Annotated in this window: 16 protein-coding genes; 8 read left to right on the top strand and 8 right to left on the bottom strand. The window is 61.5% G+C overall.

Annotation, left to right across the window (positions count from 1 at the left end; translation table 11 throughout):
* Positions 1 to 389: 389 nt before the first annotated feature.
* A complete protein-coding gene (locus ACA047_RS06885) occupies positions 390 to 2,840 on the bottom strand; it encodes a penicillin acylase family protein (protein ID WP_497357850.1) in 2,451 nt (816 codons plus the stop codon).
* A 320-nt stretch (positions 2,841 to 3,160) separates the two neighbouring features.
* Positions 3,161 to 3,805, bottom strand: a complete 645-nt coding sequence (locus ACA047_RS06890; protein WP_497357852.1) for a glutathione binding-like protein — start codon at positions 3,803 to 3,805, stop codon at positions 3,161 to 3,163.
* Between the two features lie 140 nt (positions 3,806 to 3,945).
* On the opposite strand from ACA047_RS06890, the gene ACA047_RS06895 reads away from it, so the two are divergent.
* Positions 3,946 to 4,503, top strand: a complete 558-nt coding sequence (locus ACA047_RS06895; RefSeq protein WP_497357854.1) for a cysteine hydrolase family protein — start codon at positions 3,946 to 3,948, stop codon at positions 4,501 to 4,503.
* A gap of 181 nt (positions 4,504 to 4,684) precedes the next feature.
* Here ACA047_RS06895 and ACA047_RS06900 read toward each other — a convergent pair whose 3' ends face one another.
* The 4 genes from ACA047_RS06900 to ACA047_RS06915 all read right to left on the bottom strand — a co-directional run bounded on the left by ACA047_RS06900 (position 4,685) and on the right by ACA047_RS06915 (position 6,429).
* Positions 4,685 to 4,894, bottom strand: a complete 210-nt coding sequence (locus ACA047_RS06900; protein ID WP_008083915.1) for an SEC-C metal-binding domain-containing protein — start codon at positions 4,892 to 4,894, stop codon at positions 4,685 to 4,687.
* Positions 4,895 to 4,899: 5 nt separating this feature from the next.
* On the bottom strand, positions 4,900 to 5,385 hold the full coding sequence (locus tag ACA047_RS06905) for an LEA/WHy family protein (protein ID WP_497357856.1): 486 nt from the start codon (positions 5,383 to 5,385) through the stop codon (positions 4,900 to 4,902).
* 67 nt (positions 5,386 to 5,452) lie between these two features.
* Entirely contained in the window at positions 5,453 to 5,929 is a 477-nt protein-coding gene (locus ACA047_RS06910; protein ID WP_497357858.1) for a YchJ family protein, read from the bottom strand.
* Between the two features lie 2 nt (positions 5,930 to 5,931).
* On the bottom strand, positions 5,932 to 6,429 hold the full coding sequence (locus ACA047_RS06915; protein WP_497357860.1) for a DUF6231 family protein: 498 nt from the start codon (positions 6,427 to 6,429) through the stop codon (positions 5,932 to 5,934).
* A gap of 192 nt (positions 6,430 to 6,621) precedes the next feature.
* Here ACA047_RS06915 and ACA047_RS06920 point away from each other — a divergent pair, with 192 nt between their 5' ends.
* The 3 genes from ACA047_RS06920 to ACA047_RS06930 all read left to right on the top strand — a co-directional run bounded on the left by ACA047_RS06920 (position 6,622) and on the right by ACA047_RS06930 (position 8,544).
* Entirely contained in the window at positions 6,622 to 7,317 is a 696-nt protein-coding gene (locus ACA047_RS06920; RefSeq protein ID WP_497357862.1) for a PA1041 family peptidoglycan-binding anchor lipoprotein, read from the top strand.
* A 203-nt stretch (positions 7,318 to 7,520) separates the two neighbouring features.
* A complete protein-coding gene (locus tag ACA047_RS06925; RefSeq protein ID WP_497357864.1) occupies positions 7,521 to 7,793 on the top strand; it encodes a DUF1145 domain-containing protein in 273 nt (90 codons plus the stop codon).
* A complete protein-coding gene (locus tag ACA047_RS06930; RefSeq protein WP_497357866.1) occupies positions 7,786 to 8,544 on the top strand; it encodes a collagen-like protein in 759 nt (252 codons plus the stop codon). The genes ACA047_RS06925 and ACA047_RS06930 overlap by 8 nt, the downstream gene beginning before the upstream one ends.
* A 40-nt stretch (positions 8,545 to 8,584) precedes the next feature.
* On the opposite strand, the gene ACA047_RS06935 is transcribed toward ACA047_RS06930, so the two are convergent.
* Complete coding sequence (locus tag ACA047_RS06935) at positions 8,585 to 9,049, bottom strand: CopD family protein (protein ID WP_497357868.1); 465 nt, start codon at positions 9,047 to 9,049, stop codon at positions 8,585 to 8,587.
* Between the two features lie 99 nt (positions 9,050 to 9,148).
* Here ACA047_RS06935 and dinG point away from each other — a divergent pair, with 99 nt between their 5' ends.
* From dinG to pdxH, 4 genes are all read left to right on the top strand, one after another.
* Positions 9,149 to 11,293: an ATP-dependent DNA helicase DinG gene (gene dinG / locus ACA047_RS06940; RefSeq protein WP_497357870.1), complete on the top strand. Its 2,145-nt coding sequence runs from the start codon at positions 9,149 to 9,151 to the stop codon at positions 11,291 to 11,293.
* A gap of 163 nt (positions 11,294 to 11,456) precedes the next feature.
* Positions 11,457 to 12,602: a serine hydrolase domain-containing protein gene (locus ACA047_RS06945; RefSeq protein WP_497357872.1), complete on the top strand. Its 1,146-nt coding sequence runs from the start codon at positions 11,457 to 11,459 to the stop codon at positions 12,600 to 12,602.
* A gap of 118 nt (positions 12,603 to 12,720) precedes the next feature.
* Entirely contained in the window at positions 12,721 to 13,839 is a 1,119-nt protein-coding gene (locus tag ACA047_RS06950) for an OmpA family protein (RefSeq protein ID WP_497357874.1), read from the top strand.
* Positions 13,840 to 13,863: 24 nt separating this feature from the next.
* Positions 13,864 to 14,511 carry a pyridoxamine 5'-phosphate oxidase gene (pdxH, locus tag ACA047_RS06955; protein ID WP_497357876.1) on the top strand — a complete coding sequence of 216 codons (648 nt, stop codon included), beginning with the start codon at positions 13,864 to 13,866 and terminating at the stop codon, positions 14,509 to 14,511.
* On the opposite strand, the gene ACA047_RS06960 is transcribed toward pdxH, so the two are convergent.
* On the bottom strand, positions 14,459 to 14,743 hold the full coding sequence (locus ACA047_RS06960) for a hypothetical protein (RefSeq protein ID WP_497357878.1): 285 nt from the start codon (positions 14,741 to 14,743) through the stop codon (positions 14,459 to 14,461). The two genes, pdxH and ACA047_RS06960, sit on opposite strands and share 53 nt — an antisense overlap.
* Positions 14,744 to 14,768: the final 25 nt, after the last annotated feature.

Below are 14,768 nucleotides of genomic sequence, written 5' to 3' on the forward strand. Positions count from 1 at the left end.
ATTACCACGCGGTGCCGGGAAACCTGATACGTCTGGGTGGTTTTCGTTCGGCGGTCTGCCGTCTATGGCGGCAAGCCCTCAAACGTCGTAGCCAGCGTAATCGGCTTCAATGGTCACGCTATGGACGCCTTGCTGACTTCTACATATCTAGACCCAGAAATGCACATCCTTACCCTGAGGATCGCTTCGCGTCACATACCCGAGGCAGGAGCCGTATGCGGTAGTTCCGCACGTACGGATCTGTGCGGGGGGCGGCAGGTAACTGCCGTCCCTACCGCGACCGACCTGCACACTCCCGTAGGAGCTGTCGAGCGAAGCGAGACTGCGATCTTTCCCCTGACACTTGAGTCCCAAGTGAAAGATCAAAAGATCGCAGGCTTTGCCAGCTCCTACTTGCCGGGCACCAACGTCAACCGTGCCTTGCCATACGCCCGATCAAAGTTCTGCGGCTGCAGCGGCAGGTTCTGATACTGCCCCTTGATCCACGGATCGATGCCGTTGAGGTAGTTCGGGCTGGCCGGGTTGCCGGACTGACCGGCGCCGCCCTGGACCATCAATGGCTCAGGCTGGCTGAAGTCGACGATAAAACGCATGTCTGGCGCCAGGGTGGTGTTGAAGTCCTGGCCCCAGGCGAACGCCGAGGTGTTGAGCGTGGTGGCGTCGCCGCCGGCCGGTAGCGGCCCGCGTACGGTTTGACCGCTGCTGTTCTTCCATGCGTAGCGATGCAAGTTGCCCCACTGCCAAGCCTTGTGGTCGCCGCCCAACTGGCTGTCACCGGCACTGATGGTGGCTGCCAGGCTGCGGGCCAGGATAACGGCCTTGTCTTCCTTCTGCGGCGTGCGCACGTCGTCCCAGAACGGGCTGTCTTCGCGACCGAGCAGGTGATCGGCCTGGGCCGAGTAGGACAGTTGACCGTTGGCGATCAGCGCTTTCCACGCCGGGCTGCCTTCCGGGCCCAGTTCGTCGAGGAAAATCTGCTTCATGCTTTCCTGCAGAAACAGCTCATAAATCGCCGCGTCGGCGGAGGTCGGACTGAGCCGACCATCGAAGGCCATCAGGCGGGTATAGGCCTCGCGAGCCTTGGCCCGGTCAGCCACTGGCAGGGCTTCAATCGCCTGCTTGAGCGGCTGGGACATGCCCGGGGCTTCGAAGACTTTCTTGAGCTTGGCCGCGAACGTTGTGGTCTGGTCATATTGCATGGCGGTCAGGCTGCGGGTGTCGTGCTTGCCTGCACCGGCCAACTCGGCCATGCGCTCGCCACGCTCCGGGGCGGCCCAGGAGTTAGACAGTTGCATGCCGTAGCCGTGGGGAATGACTCGCTGGTTGGCGGTGCCGAGCCAGCCCTGGCCCGGGTCCTGGTCGTAGGGATGCAGCATCGGGTCAGCGTAACCGTCCCAATCGTAGCGACCTTCCCAACCCGGCGATGGCAACAGGCCTTCGCCTTCGCGGCGGTTCGGATAGCGACCGGTGACTTGCCAGCCAATATTACTGGCGTCGGCGAAGACCATGTTCACGGCCATGGCGCGGATTTCCCGGCTGGCGTCGGAGGCTTTCTCGACGTTCTGCGCCCGAGACAGGTCGAAGAACGCGTCCAGGGTTTTGTCGTCGGTGAAGCTCGGTGTCTGCAAGGCCAGGCCAAAGCCGTTGGCCATCGCCGGCCCCTGGGCGCTGTTGAGCAACGGGCCGTGGCGTGTTTCGTACACCGCTTCGCGAAGCGGCCGCTGACCTTTGATGAAGTAGGTTTCGTTACGCACCATCGCCGGCTGCCATTTGCCGTTGACCTCGTAGGACAAACCATTGCCCTGGCGTCGGATTTTTTCCAGGAACAGGTCCTGGTTGTCACCCAGCACGCTGGTCATGCTCCAGGCTACTTTGCCGTTGAAGCCCGCCAGAATCATGGGAATGCCCGCCACGGAAACCCCAGCCGCCTGGTACTTGGGCGCACGGATCTGCACAGGGAGCCACAGCGACGGTACGCTCAGCGGCCCATGGCTGTCGCTGGCCAGCAGGCTCTTGCCGCTGCGGCTGCGTTGTGGGGCGATGGCCCAGTTGTTCGAGGAGGCAACCTTCAACAGGTCCAGTTCGGCCACTTGGGCGGTGGCCTTACTGATTTCGTTCAGGCCCGGGACCTGGCCATTGAGCCGGACGCCTTGGAGTTTGTCGGCCTCGGCCATGGGCAGTTGTTCATCCGGATAGGACGGGTTCAGCCAGGCAAGTTTGTCATTGGTGACCGTCTGGGCCAGCACCAGCGCAGCGATTTCTTCCGGCAGGTTGGCCGACTGGCTGAAGTTCAGCAGGCAGAACATCAGTGCTGAATCTTCCGGTTTCCAGTATTCGGGTTTGTAACCGGTGGCGGCCAGGTCTGACGGCAACTTGTCGCGGTAGCGGAACAGGTACGCGTTGACGCCGCGGGCATAGACTTCGAAGAAGCGCTTAAGCCGCGGCGAAGACGCCTTGTACAGCTCGTCGGCGCTTTTCTTCAGATTGATCGCGCGCATATAGCGGTCGACATCCAACCGCTCGGCGCCGGACATTTCCGCCAACCGGCCCTGGGCCAGCAGGCGCATGGTCACCATCTGGGTGATGCGGTCACTGGCGTGGACGTAGCCGAGGGTGAACAGGGCGTCATGGAAGCTATTGCTCTCGATCAGCGGCATGCCCATGGCATTGCGCCGAACCGATACGCTCTGCGCCAGCCCCTTGAGTGGCTGCACACCGGACGTGGGTGTGACAGTGTCCTGGGTATTCCAGGTCTGGCAACCGCTCAAACCAAGCACACTGGCCGCTGCGGCGGCGACACCGAGCCGGGGGAGGGAAAACATAGAGGCTGGCGAGGCCATGGCAAAGCTCCTGCGGGAGGGGGTGGCACCAATAAAGGCGCTACGTTAGTGAGCAGGAGGGGGGCGCGCAAGCGGGGGCGAGGGTTATTTGTTGATTTGGCGATAAAACCCCTGGCCCCGGCGAGGCATTGTGCTTTTTGTGGCGAGGGGATTTAGCGAAACGTCACACCGCCTCGCTGTGGGAGCAAGGCTTGCCCGCGATGAAGGCGATGCGGTCTTTCAGAGATCGAGGTGCCTGTTTCGCGAGCAAGCTTTGCTCCCACACAGCATGGATCAACTCCCACACAGGGTTTTGTGGGGCATTTAGCTATTCGCGGGAATCAGGTCTTGGGCGGGTTGATCTTGTCCACCAGTGCATAGGCCTTCACCGTCGCCGAGCGTTCCTTGATGCGATTGAACCAGCGCTGCAGGTTGGGGAAGTCTTCCAGCCGCTGGCTTTGCCATTGGTGGGACACCGTCCAGGGGTAGATCGCCATGTCGGCAATGCTGTATTCGCTGCCCGCCACAAAATCGCGGTCCGCCAGGCGTCGGTCCAGCACGCCATACAGGCGAGCGGTTTCATCGACATAGCGCTTGATCGCGTAGGGGATTTTTTCCGGCGCGAACCGACTGAAGTGATGGTTTTGCCCGGCCATGGGCCCCAGGCCGCCCATTTGCCAGAACAGCCATTGCAAAACTTCCTGTCGACCGCGCAAGTCCTTGGGAATGAACTGGCCGGTTTTTTCCGCCAGGTACAGCAGGATCGCGCCCGACTCGAACAGCGAGATCGGTTCGCCGCCGTCGGCAGGTGTATGGTCAACGATGGCCGGGATGCGGTTGTTGGGGGCAATCTTCAGGAAGTCGGGTTTGAACTGCTCGCCCTGGCCGATATTGATCGGGTGCACCTTATAAGGCAGCCCGGCTTCTTCAAAGAACAATGAGATTTTGTGGCCGTTGGGGGTGGTCCAGTAATACAGGTCGATCATGGAAGGCTCCAGATAAGACAGCGTGATGATGGACAACAAGCGACGACAGGAGGTCTTCCTGTTTTGCCCGAAGGCTTGCCTGTAGGAGGAGGTGATGCTCAAGTGTGGAAAATTCAATGACTGAGCGAGAGGAAACCGGCATGGAGTTACAAGAAAATGCAGCGCTGATCCTCATCGATCAACAAAAAGGCATTCTTCACCCCAGGCTCGGCCCTCGCAATAACCCCGAGGCGGAGCTGCGCATGTTGGAACTGCTCGCCTTTTGGCGGCATTCGGCGCGGCCGGTGATCCATGTTCACCACCTGTCCCGCTCGCCGGACTCGGTGTTCTGGCCGGGGCAGTCGGGTGTGGAGGTTCAACAGCGGTTCGAACCGGTGGCCGGGGAAAGGCTGATTCAAAAGCAAGTGCCGGATGCGTTCAGTGGCACCCGCCTGGAGGAGGACCTGCGCAGGGCCGGGATCGGGCAGTTGCTGATCGTCGGCGTGGCGACGAACAACTCGGTGGAGTCCACGGCGCGTACGGCCGGTAATCTTGGATTCGATACCTGGGTGGCCGAGGACGCCTGCTTTACCTTCGACAAGGCCGATTATTTCGGCAATGCCCATTCGGCTGAAGAGGTGCATGCCATGTCGCTGGGCAACTTGCATGGCGAGTATGCGACGGTGGTCAGTGCGGGGCAGATTCTTGAGGCGGGCTGATTACCGCTGTGGGAGCGGGTTTGTTCGCGAAGAGGGATGGCTAAATAAACCATCCAAGACAGTTGCTCCCACAGTGGATTTTGCGGTGAGGCGATATTGAGTGATCGCCGCCGACCCCTTGTGGGAGCGAGCCTGCTCGCGATGACGGCCTAACAGGCGAAGAGAATCTTCGCCTGGCCCATCAAGCCCCGTGGCACTTCTTGAATTTCTTGCCATTGCCGCATGGGCAAGGGTCGTTGCGGCCGACGTCCTTGAGGGCGTTGCGCACCGGTTCCTGGTGGGCGTGGCCGCAGTTCGGGCCGTGGACATGGCCGTGATCATGATCGTGGTGATGGTCATGATCATGATCGTGGTTGCAATCAGGGCCATGAACGTGGGGTTGCTGGGTCATCAGGGTTACTCCGCAATAAAATCGGCGGCGATTATCACGCCATTGCGTTCCAGGTGCACGTAGTGGGCGATGAATAATCCGGTTTCCAGCTCACCTTCCAGACGATAGGGGATCTGTTCCCGGGGTTTCTCGAGCAATTTCACCACCTCCCGCACTTGCGGCCATAGGTTGGTGCGAATCGGTACCTTGAAGTAGGCGCTGTGCTTGGGGCGTACCGTGAACCAGTGTTCATGCTCACCTTCGGTCAGCAGCAGGTCACCCAGATGGATGCGATAGGTCAGGCCGCGCACAGTCAGGTCGCTGTTGCCGGGGTTATCGACGCGAAAGTGCAACATGAACCTTTGTTCCAGCAGCCGGGCCCGCACCACCTCGATCTTGACCAAGTGCACCTGCGGCTCAGGGGCCTCATCACCTCGCCAGGACGCACAGCTGCCGAGCCCAACGAATAGCAGCAGGCAAATGATGCGTAGCAAGCGTGATAAGTGAGTCATGTCCGTGCCTCTGGTTTATCCCAGTCTAGCCTGCTGGTGCGCGGACGAGCGTCGGACGATTCGGATATCAGCGAGTGAAGTAGCCTGCACAGCACTTTTTGAATTTGTGCCCGCTGCCGCACGGGCAACTGTCGTTGCGCCCGGTCTTGACCGGTACGGTCGGGTCGATGAAGTACCAGCGTCCGCCATTCTGTACGAACGATGACTGTTCACGGTGGCTATGTTCCCCTTGGCCGTCGTGCCAGCGTGCCGTGAAGGTGACAAAGGCGTGTTCCGGTTGGCCACCGAACACTTCGCTGCTTTCCACCTCCAGCCCCAGCCAGGTGCTTTTGGCGCTCCACTCGCTGATGGATTGGCGATCGAGGCCGGCCTGTTGGGCGGGAAGGGTGGTGCTCACCAGGTAATCCACCAGCCCCAGCACATAGGCGCTATAACGCGAGCGCATCAAGGCTTCGGCGCAAGGCGCCGGGTGACCGTCGTGGTAATGGCCGCAGCAGGCGTCCAGAGGGTTGCCACTGCCGCAGGGGCAAATGGTTGTGTGCATGGTTACCACCAATATTTTCCAAAATTTTCCGGGTTGGCCCAAAAGCGCGAGTTGAGCCAGTCGGGGACTTGTTTGTATTCAAGCAGATCGTAGGTAAACAGGGTCAGCACCTGCTCGTCGCGCTGGAATCGCTCGCTGGCTTGCAGGGCCAGGGAAAAGAAGTCCGTCTCTTGCCAGCCGCAGACGTTGAGGTCCGCCAGTACAGCGATACGGCTGGCGTTGAGGTTACGGATGCCGCCTAACAGGTTCAGACCGTCGCGCTTGGGCAAGTGCTCCAGGCAGTCGAGCGCCAGGGCCAGATCAAAGCGTTGTTTCGCCACATCCACGGGCAGCGGGCCGGGGGCGGCCTGGACCACCTCGGTATCGGGATGCGCCTGCTGGAACGCCTCGAGTGCGGGAAAACTGCTGGCACCGATCAACAGCAGTTTTTGCGGGGCATAACGGTCAAGCACAGCGGCCAGGGCTTGCTGGGGCGTACGCGAAGAAATGGCAACGGTCATCGAAGTTCCTCAGTCAGAACCACCACGATAGCCTGCGCGGACATCATGGCCTAGAGGGGTTTGTGCTTAAACGTGTCGAACTGCCGCAATCACGGGGCGAAACCCGCGATAGCGTGATGCTGGCGCAGATCCGAACTCGGGTCTTTACTCCCCTGAATCGGCGCCTAGCCGATCCCTCAAGGAGAAAACTCGATGAGCATAGTTCGGACAGCGTTACCCCTGGTTCTGCTAACCAGTGTGTTGACTGGTTGCGCAGGTTTGCAAAAAACCGACTGGCCGACCTGTGCGGCCGTCGGCGGCGTGGTTGGCGCGGGATTGGGCGCCACTGAAAGCACCTCCTGGGCCGGCGGCGGTGCGCTGCTGGTCGGCTCCATGGCGGCGGCTTATTGCTGGGTGCATGGCGACGGCGACGAAGATGGCGACGGTGTACCGGACAGCCGCGACAAGTGCCCGGGTACGCCGAAAGGCGTGCAGGTTGATGCCGACGGCTGCTCGCCACCCGCCCCGGTGCCGGTGGTTGAAGAGGTGGTGGTCGTCAGGGAAGAAACCATTGTGGTCCGTGATGTGCATTTCGAATTCAACAAAGCCACGCTGACCCCGGCCGATAAAGAGGTGCTGAGTACCGTTGCGACCCGACTCAAACAGGAAGCGTCCACCGCGCAACTGCGGGTCACCGGCCACACCGACAGCGTCGGCAGTGATGCCTATAACCAGAAACTGTCCGATAAACGGGCTAATTCGGTGGTGCAATACCTGGTCGAAAGCGGCGTACCTCGCGCCAGTTTCGTCTCGGTCGCCGGTGCCGGTGAAAGTCAGCCGGTGGCCGACAACAAAACCGCCGACGGACGTGCCATGAACCGCCGCACGGAAATCAAGATAAACCGCTGAACCCCTTGCCGTCCGTGGCTTGTAGCGTTGCGGATGGGGGCTTTGCTCCTGTGTGACCGGTATGGCCGGTGACACAGGAGCACTCACCAAGAACGCTCCAGCGATAACAGGCCGGCGCTAAATTAAATTTGCCCCGCCCTCTGGCTTATCCTGCGCGCAAGCCGTTACTGTGCGCCCAAAGAATAATTCTGATCGGGGGGCGTATGAAGGTGTTTTGGGGGCTGGGGCGCTTGCTGACCCTGCTGTTCTGGCTGGTGGTGCTGGTCAACCTGATCATGCCGTTCGTCCATCCGCTGCATCTGCTGGTCAACCTCGCCGGGGGCCTGTTGCTGGCGCTCCATGGGGTGGAGCTTTTGCTGTTCAGAGCCAGCTTTCGTGGCCGTCCCTCTCCTGGGCGCGACCGCCTCAGAGTGCTGCTGTTCGGCATCTTCCACCTGCAAACCATCCCGACTGCGTCAGAGGCTTCCCATGCGTAAATTGTGTCTGCTCGCCGCATTCGTATGCCCATGGGCTTGTGCCCAAGTGGTCCAGGTAGAAAGCCACTCGTTGATGCGCCTGCCCAATACCACCAGTACCCTGACCCTGGAACGGCTGGACGTGGCCGATTACGGCACGTTGCTGGTGCCTTCCAACGTCACTGAATTGTCCATCGGCCAACTGCACCTGGGTCGCGAAGCGCGGATCGCCATTGTGCCTGCGCAACAGGCGCTGGAGATGAAGGTCGCCCGGGCTGAGTTGGCCGACGGCAGCCAGATCACTTCCCGTGGCGCGCCGGGCACCTATACGAAGGCGGCCCGGCCGGGGCGCAATCTCAACCTGCGCTTCAACACACTGAACGCGCCGTTGTTGTCGGTGGATGCCCGTGGTGGCGCCGGTGCGCCAGGTTACGTGGGCCTCGACGGCGCCAACGGCCAGGCGCCGGGTTGCACGTGGGGTTCGGCCGGTCGCGGTGCCGATGGCAGCAATGGCAGCGATGGCCAGCCGGGTGCGGCCGGTGCGCTGGTGCGCCTTGAGCTGCCCCGCGACTACCCAGCGCAGCAGATCAACGTGACGGTCGACGGCGGAGCCGGTGGTGCAGCGGGGCCTGGTGGCAAACCCGGCGCTGGCGGCAAGGCCAAGGGCTGCTTCGTCTATACCACCGACGGTGGCAAAAGCGGCCGCCCCGGTGCCGAGGGTCAGCCAGGACCTGCCGGAGCGGCGGGGGCGGTGACGGTGCAGCGGTTTTAAGTATGTGACGAACTGTGGGGATGGGTACAACTGCCGATCTTTAGAACATCGGCCGGGCGGCACCAATCGCCACCACCAGCAACCCGATCAACAGGTTGATCCCCACCAACCGCCGGATCTTCCCCAGCACCGCCGCACCCTGCGGCCAGTTTTTCGCCGCTACGGCACTGCGCAACGACGGTAACTGCAATCCCTGAATGCGGATAAATAGTGCGGTCATCACCACATACAACCCCATCATGATCTGCACATAACGCGGCGCGGTTTCGAAACCGGCGAAGCGCACGTGGATCAGGCCTACGCCGCTGATCGGCAAAAGCACCACCGCCACCCAGACCCAAACGAAAAAACGTTGAAACACTTCTACCCACAACGTCAGCCTGGCAGGGCCCTCAAGGGCCGTCATTGCGGCGGGTCTCAGGATCATCCAGGCGAAGAACATGCCGCCGACCCAGACCAGGGCCGCCAGTAAATGCAGGGTGTAGACGAGGGCAAAGGGTGTCATTGAGTTACTCCGTTCTGCGCAGGATTCATTAGCGGGGTATGATAGCCGCCGATCCGAACCACTGAAAATTTATCCAGCGTTTTTAGCGCCCGACCATTCATGATCAGCACCGAACTCAAAACCACGATCCAGGGCGCCTATTCGCGTTTTCTCGAAGCCAAGAGCCTCAAGCCGCGATATGGCCAGCGCCTGATGATTGCCGAAGTGGCAAAAGTCCTGGGTGACATCGACACCGACGACGAAGGCCGGCGCAGTGGCGAGCCCGCCATCGTGGCGGTGGAGGCCGGCACCGGTACGGGCAAGACCGTGGCCTACAGCCTGGCGGCGATCCCCACCGCCAAGGCTGCCGGCAAACGCCTGGTGATTGCCACGGCCACGGTCGCCCTGCAGGAGCAGATCGTCTACAAGGACCTGCCCGACCTGATGCGTAACAGCGGGCTGAGTTTTACCTTCGCCCTGGCCAAGGGCCGTGGGCGCTACATGTGCCTGTCCAAGCTCGACATGTTGCTCCAGGAAGGCCAGGCGCAGACCGCCACGGCCCAGCTGTTCGAAGAAGAAGGCTTCAAGATCGAAGTCGATGAGGCCAGCCAGAAGCTGTTCACCAGCATGATCGAGAAGCTGGCCGGCAATAAGTGGGACGGCGACCGCGACAGCTGGTCCACGGCCCTGGAAGACGCCGACTGGTCCCGCCTGACCACCGATCACAGCCAGTGCACCAACCGCCATTGCCCGAACTTCGGCCAGTGCGCCTTCTACAAGGCCCGCGAAGGCATGGGTAAGGTCGACGTGATCGTCACCAACCACGACATGGTCCTGGCCGACCTGGCCCTGGGCGGTGGTGCGGTGCTGCCGGACCCGCGAGACACGATCTACGTGTTCGACGAAGGCCATCACTTGCCGGACAAGGCCATCGGCCATTTCGCCCATTACACCCGTCTGCGCTCCACCGCCGACTGGTTGGAAACCACCGCCAAGAACCTCACCAAACTGTTGGCCCAACATCCGTTGCCGGGTGATCTGGGCAAGTTCATCGAGCAGGTGCCTGAGCTGGCGCGGGAGATCAAGACGAACCAGCAGTTCATGTTCACCGCTTGTGAACAGGTGGCCGACTTCAAGCCCAGCGAAGACGTTGAAGGCCGCGAGCGGCCACGCCATCGTTTTGTCGGCGGGATGATCCCTGAGCACATGCGTGAAATGGGTGTCGAGCTCAAGAAAGGTTTCGCGCGCCTGACCGACCTGTTTACCCGCCTGACCGACCTGCTCAAGGAAGGCATGGATGGTGAGGTCAATATCGGTATCGCCAGCAACCAGGCCGAGGAGTGGTACCCGCTGTTTGGCAGCTTGTTGTCGCGCTCCCAGGGCAACTGGGAACTGTGGACGGCATTTACCGCCGAAGACCCGGAAGACAACCCGCCGATGGCGCGGTGGCTGACCCTGGCCGAAAGCGGTTCGCTGTTTGACATCGAGGTCAATGCCAGCCCGATCCTGGCGGCGGAAATGCTGCGTCGCAACTTGTGGAACGTGGCCTACGGCGCGCTGGTGACGTCCGCCACGCTGACCGCCCTGGGCACGTTCGACCGCTTCCGCATGCGCGCCGGCCTGCCGAAAAAAGCCGTGACCGCCGTGGTCCCGAGCCCATTCCATCACGCCGACGCCGGCGTGCTGCGGGTGCCGGACCTCAAGGCCGATCCACGGGACGCCGCCGCCCACACTGCGGCGATCATCCGCGACCTGCCCGAACTGGTAGAAGGATCGCGGGGCACCCTGGTGCTGTTTTCCTCGCGCAAACAGATGCAGGACGTGTTCGATGGCCTGGACCGCGACTGGCGCAAGCAGGTGTTCATCCAGGGCAACCTGTCGAAACAGGAAACCCTGAACAAGCACAAGGCCCGGGTCGATGGCGGCGATTCCAGCGTGCTGTTCGGCCTGGCGAGTTTTGCCGAAGGCGTCGACTTGCCCGGTGCCTATTGTGAGCATGTGGTGATCGCCAAGATCCCGTTCTCGGTCCCGGACGACCCGGTGGAAGCCGCGCTGGCCGAGTGGATCGAAGCCCGCGGCGGCAACCCCTTCATGGAAATCTCCGTGCCGGATGCCTCGCTGAAACTGGTCCAGGCCTGCGGTCGGTTGCTGCGTACCGAAGAAGACCGCGGCACCATCACCTTGCTCGACCGCCGGCTGGTGACCCAGCGCTATGGCAAGGCGATTCTCAACGCGTTGCCACCGTTTCGGCGGGAGATTTCCTAGGCTCTCGTGATTTGTGATTGAGGAGCTTTTCTGTGGCGAGGGGATAAATCCCCTCGCCACAAGGGCCGAGTCTAGCCAGCCGTCTTGTGGCGGTTCCCAAAAGCCCTAATGGCTGAAACAATACAAGCCACTTCAAAAAGTCTTTGTTTCAAAGGAGTTGCGGGTGCAAGTTCAAGGCCATTACGAGCTTCAATTCGAGGCGGTGCGTGAAGCGTTCGCGGCGCTGTTCGATGATCCTCAGGAGCGCGGCGCAGCGTTGTGCATCCAAGTCGGTGGCCGGACCGTGATCGATGTGTGGGCCGGCACTGCCGACAAGGATGGCAGTGAAGCCTGGCACAGCGACACCATCGCCAATCTGTTCTCCTGCACCAAGACGTTCGCCGCCGTCACTGCCCTGCAACTGGTGGCCGAAGGCAAACTGCAATTGGACGCTCCGGTAGCCCGCTACTGGCCTGAGTTTGCCGCAGCCGACAAGCAATCCATTACCCTGCGTCAATTGCTCTGCCATCAGGCCGGTCTGCCGGCGTTGCGTGAACTGCTTCCGCCCGAAGCGCTGTACAACTGGCAAACCATGGTCGATGCCCTGGCCGCAGAAACACCTTGGTGGACGCCAGGCGAGGGCCATGGTTACGCCGCGATGACCTACGGCTGGCTGATTGGCGAGCTGCTGCGCAGGGCCGACGGTCGTGGGCCAGGAGAGTCCATCGTGGCGCGGGTTGCCAAGCCGTTGGGCCTGGATTTCCATGTCGGCCTGGACGATGAGGAATTTTATCGCGTGGCCCACATCGCCCGCGGCAAAGGCAATGTGGGCGACGCAGCGGCCCAGCGTCTGCTGCAAGTGACGATGCGCGAACCTACGGCCATGACCACCCGGGCCTTCACCAACCCGCCGTCGATCATGACCAGCACCAACAAACCAGAGTGGCGGCGCATGCAACAGCCGGCGGCCAACGGCCACGGCAATGCGCGCAGCCTCGCCGGGTTCTACGCCGGTCTGCTGGACGGCAGCCTGCTGGAAAGCGAAATGCTCGACGAGCTGACTCGCCAGCACAGCATCGGCGAGGACAAGACTTTATTGACCCAGACCCGTTTCGGCCTGGGTTGCATGCTCGACCAGCCGGATGTACCGAACGCGACCTACGGCCTCGGCCCACGGGCATTCGGCCATCCGGGGGCAGGGGGCTCCATCGGTTTTGCTGACCCGGAGCATGACGTGGCGTTTGGCTTCGTGACCAACACACTCGGGCCTTACGTTTTGATGGACCCGCGCGCGCAGAACCTCGTGAAGGTGCTTGCCACTTGTCTATAAAACGTCATCGAAGGCGCCAGGCACAGGAACCTAGCGCCCTCTTCAGTTTCCAAGCGTCTGTTTATGCGGCCTGAACCTGGCCTTTGTTTTTTCATTTACATCATTTTGTGGATATCCAATGTCATCGAATAAAACCCTCGCTCTGGCGCTGTGCTTCGCTATCACCGGTTGCGCTCAAACTCCACAAAATGATGCCGAGGGCGGCAGTGGCTGGTGGCCGTTCGGCTCTTCCAACAACGTGGCGGCCAAAGAAGCGGCGCCAGCGGCTCCCCTGAAACCGGCTGCCGTCGCGCCGCAAGCCAAGGCCGAAAGCGCCACTCACTGGTGGTGGCCGTTCTCTTCGGACGATGCCGCTTCGGACGTCGCCAAAAAAGCTGAGGCTAAGCCTGAAGCCAAGACACCGGCTACCGTTGCCAAGGCCGAAGCCGAAAGCAACGGCAAATGGTGGTGGCCGTTCGGCGGCAAGGAACAGGAAACCGCCAAGGTAGTGCCGATGCCTGACCCGAAAGTCACCCAGGCGTGGCTTGACGACTACGAGCCGAAATTGCGCACGGCCATCAAGGACAGCAAACTCGAACTGGAACGCCGCGACAACGTACTGGTGGTCACCGCGCCGGTAGACAGTTCCTTCAACCCGGACCGTCCTGCGATGCTGCTGCCAGTGACCCTCGGCCCGTTCACTCGCGTGGCGAAAGTGCTTGAAGCCGACCCGAAAACCGCCGTTCTGATTCTCGGCCACGCCGACACCTCGGGCGCTGCACCGGCCAACCTGAAACTCAGCCAGGAACGTGCCCAGTCCGTGGCGGCGATTTTCCGTCTCAGCGGCTTGCAACGTGATCGCCTGATGCTGCGCGGTATGGGCGCGGTGGCACCTCGTGCAGCCAACGACAGCGTTGAAGGTCGCGCCTTGAACCGTCGTGTGGAATTGCTGGTCACGCCGCAAAACACCATGGTTGCGCTGCTGAGCAAATACAACATGCCGGCCCCGGCACCGGTGACACTGGTGGCGGCCCAGGACGTGAAGCCTGTGACCCCGGCTTCAGCGCCTGCGGCTAAAAAAGCAACGACCCCTGCTGTCAAAAAAGCCCCGGCCAAAAAAGCTGCAGCGAAGGCGCCTGCGAAGGCTCCTGCGAAGAAAGCCCCGGCCAAGAAAGCCACTGCGGCGGCGAAATCCAAGCCGGCCAATGCCGTTACCGATGACAAGAAAGTCGCGGCTACCGATACCTCCAAGCAGTGATGGGCTAACCACAAGGAACGCGCCATGACCCAAGCGCTGGCAGATATGCGCCGCGACTACACCCGCGATGGCCTGACCGAGGCGCAAGCCCCGGCCGAGCCGTTCGCGCTATTCCACCAATGGTTCGCCGATGCGGTGAAAACCGAACAGGCCCCGGTGGAGGCCAACGCCATGACCCTGGCGACGGTAGATGCAGACGGGCGCCCTCATTGCCGGATCCTGTTGCTCAAGGGACTGGATGCCCAGGGCTTCACGTTCTTCACCAACTACGACAGCGCCAAGGGTCAGCAACTGGTAGCGAATCCGTTCGCCGCCATGACGTTTTTCTGGCCGACCCTGGAGCGCCAAGTGCGCATCGAGGGCAAAGTGGTGAAGGTGACGGCGCAGGAGTCGGACGCCTATTACCAAGTGCGGCCGCTGGGCAGCCGCCTTGGCGCCTGGGCTTCACCCCAGAGCCGGGTTATTGCGGGTCGCGGTGAGCTGGAAGACTTGCTCAAGGCTACCGAGCAACGCTTCAGCGACAGCCAACCTCATTGTCCTGAGCACTGGGGCGGCTATCGTCTGCTGCCCGAGCGAATTGAATTCTGGCAGGGTCGCCCGAGCCGTCTGCATGATCGCCTCAATTACCGTCTGCAAGGGGCGGACTGGACTCGCGAACGTCTGGCGCCTTAGCGTCGGGATAACCTGCCGCAGCGGCCTGGAGCCATTGCGGCAGGTCTCGGCGCTTGATGCCTTGCTCCCGGGCGCAGATCAATTGTTGCAGCATGTAGCTTTTTTTCTGCTCGTCCTGCCCCGCCAATGACAGCGCCAAGTCGCGGTCCACCCAACGTTTGATGCGCGCGTACAGCCACCAGTGGAAGTACAAACCGGCCACGGTGGTCGCGGCTATGATGAAATAATCCATGGAAAATCCTTGGGTCGTGACGCGG

The sequence above is a fragment of the Pseudomonas sp. LBUM1664 genome, from assembly GCF_059695895.1.

Excerpts from the sequence above, each read along its gene's own strand:
- pdxH (WP_497357876.1), top strand. The coding sequence starts at position 13,864 with ATGACCCAAGCGCTGGCAGATATGCGCCGCGACTACACCCGCGATGGC.
- ACA047_RS06935 (WP_497357868.1), bottom strand. The coding sequence starts at position 9,049 with ATGACACCCTTTGCCCTCGTCTACACCCTGCATTTACTGGCGGCCCTG.
- dinG (WP_497357870.1), top strand. The coding sequence starts at position 9,149 with ATGATCAGCACCGAACTCAAAACCACGATCCAGGGCGCCTATTCGCGT.
- ACA047_RS06950 (WP_497357874.1), top strand. The coding sequence starts at position 12,721 with ATGTCATCGAATAAAACCCTCGCTCTGGCGCTGTGCTTCGCTATCACC.
- ACA047_RS06930 (WP_497357866.1), top strand. The coding sequence starts at position 7,786 with ATGCGTAAATTGTGTCTGCTCGCCGCATTCGTATGCCCATGGGCTTGT.
- ACA047_RS06900 (WP_008083915.1), bottom strand. The coding sequence starts at position 4,894 with ATGACCCAGCAACCCCACGTTCATGGCCCTGATTGCAACCACGATCAT.
- ACA047_RS06905 (WP_497357856.1), bottom strand. The coding sequence starts at position 5,385 with ATGACTCACTTATCACGCTTGCTACGCATCATTTGCCTGCTGCTATTC.
- ACA047_RS06895 (WP_497357854.1), top strand. The coding sequence starts at position 3,946 with ATGGAGTTACAAGAAAATGCAGCGCTGATCCTCATCGATCAACAAAAA.
- ACA047_RS06960 (WP_497357878.1), bottom strand. The coding sequence starts at position 14,743 with ATGGATTATTTCATCATAGCCGCGACCACCGTGGCCGGTTTGTACTTC.
- ACA047_RS06885 (WP_497357850.1), bottom strand. The coding sequence starts at position 2,840 with ATGGCCTCGCCAGCCTCTATGTTTTCCCTCCCCCGGCTCGGTGTCGCC.
- ACA047_RS06915 (WP_497357860.1), bottom strand. The coding sequence starts at position 6,429 with ATGACCGTTGCCATTTCTTCGCGTACGCCCCAGCAAGCCCTGGCCGCT.
- ACA047_RS06890 (WP_497357852.1), bottom strand. The coding sequence starts at position 3,805 with ATGATCGACCTGTATTACTGGACCACCCCCAACGGCCACAAAATCTCA.
- ACA047_RS06920 (WP_497357862.1), top strand. The coding sequence starts at position 6,622 with ATGAGCATAGTTCGGACAGCGTTACCCCTGGTTCTGCTAACCAGTGTG.
- ACA047_RS06910 (WP_497357858.1), bottom strand. The coding sequence starts at position 5,929 with ATGCACACAACCATTTGCCCCTGCGGCAGTGGCAACCCTCTGGACGCC.
- ACA047_RS06925 (WP_497357864.1), top strand. The coding sequence starts at position 7,521 with ATGAAGGTGTTTTGGGGGCTGGGGCGCTTGCTGACCCTGCTGTTCTGG.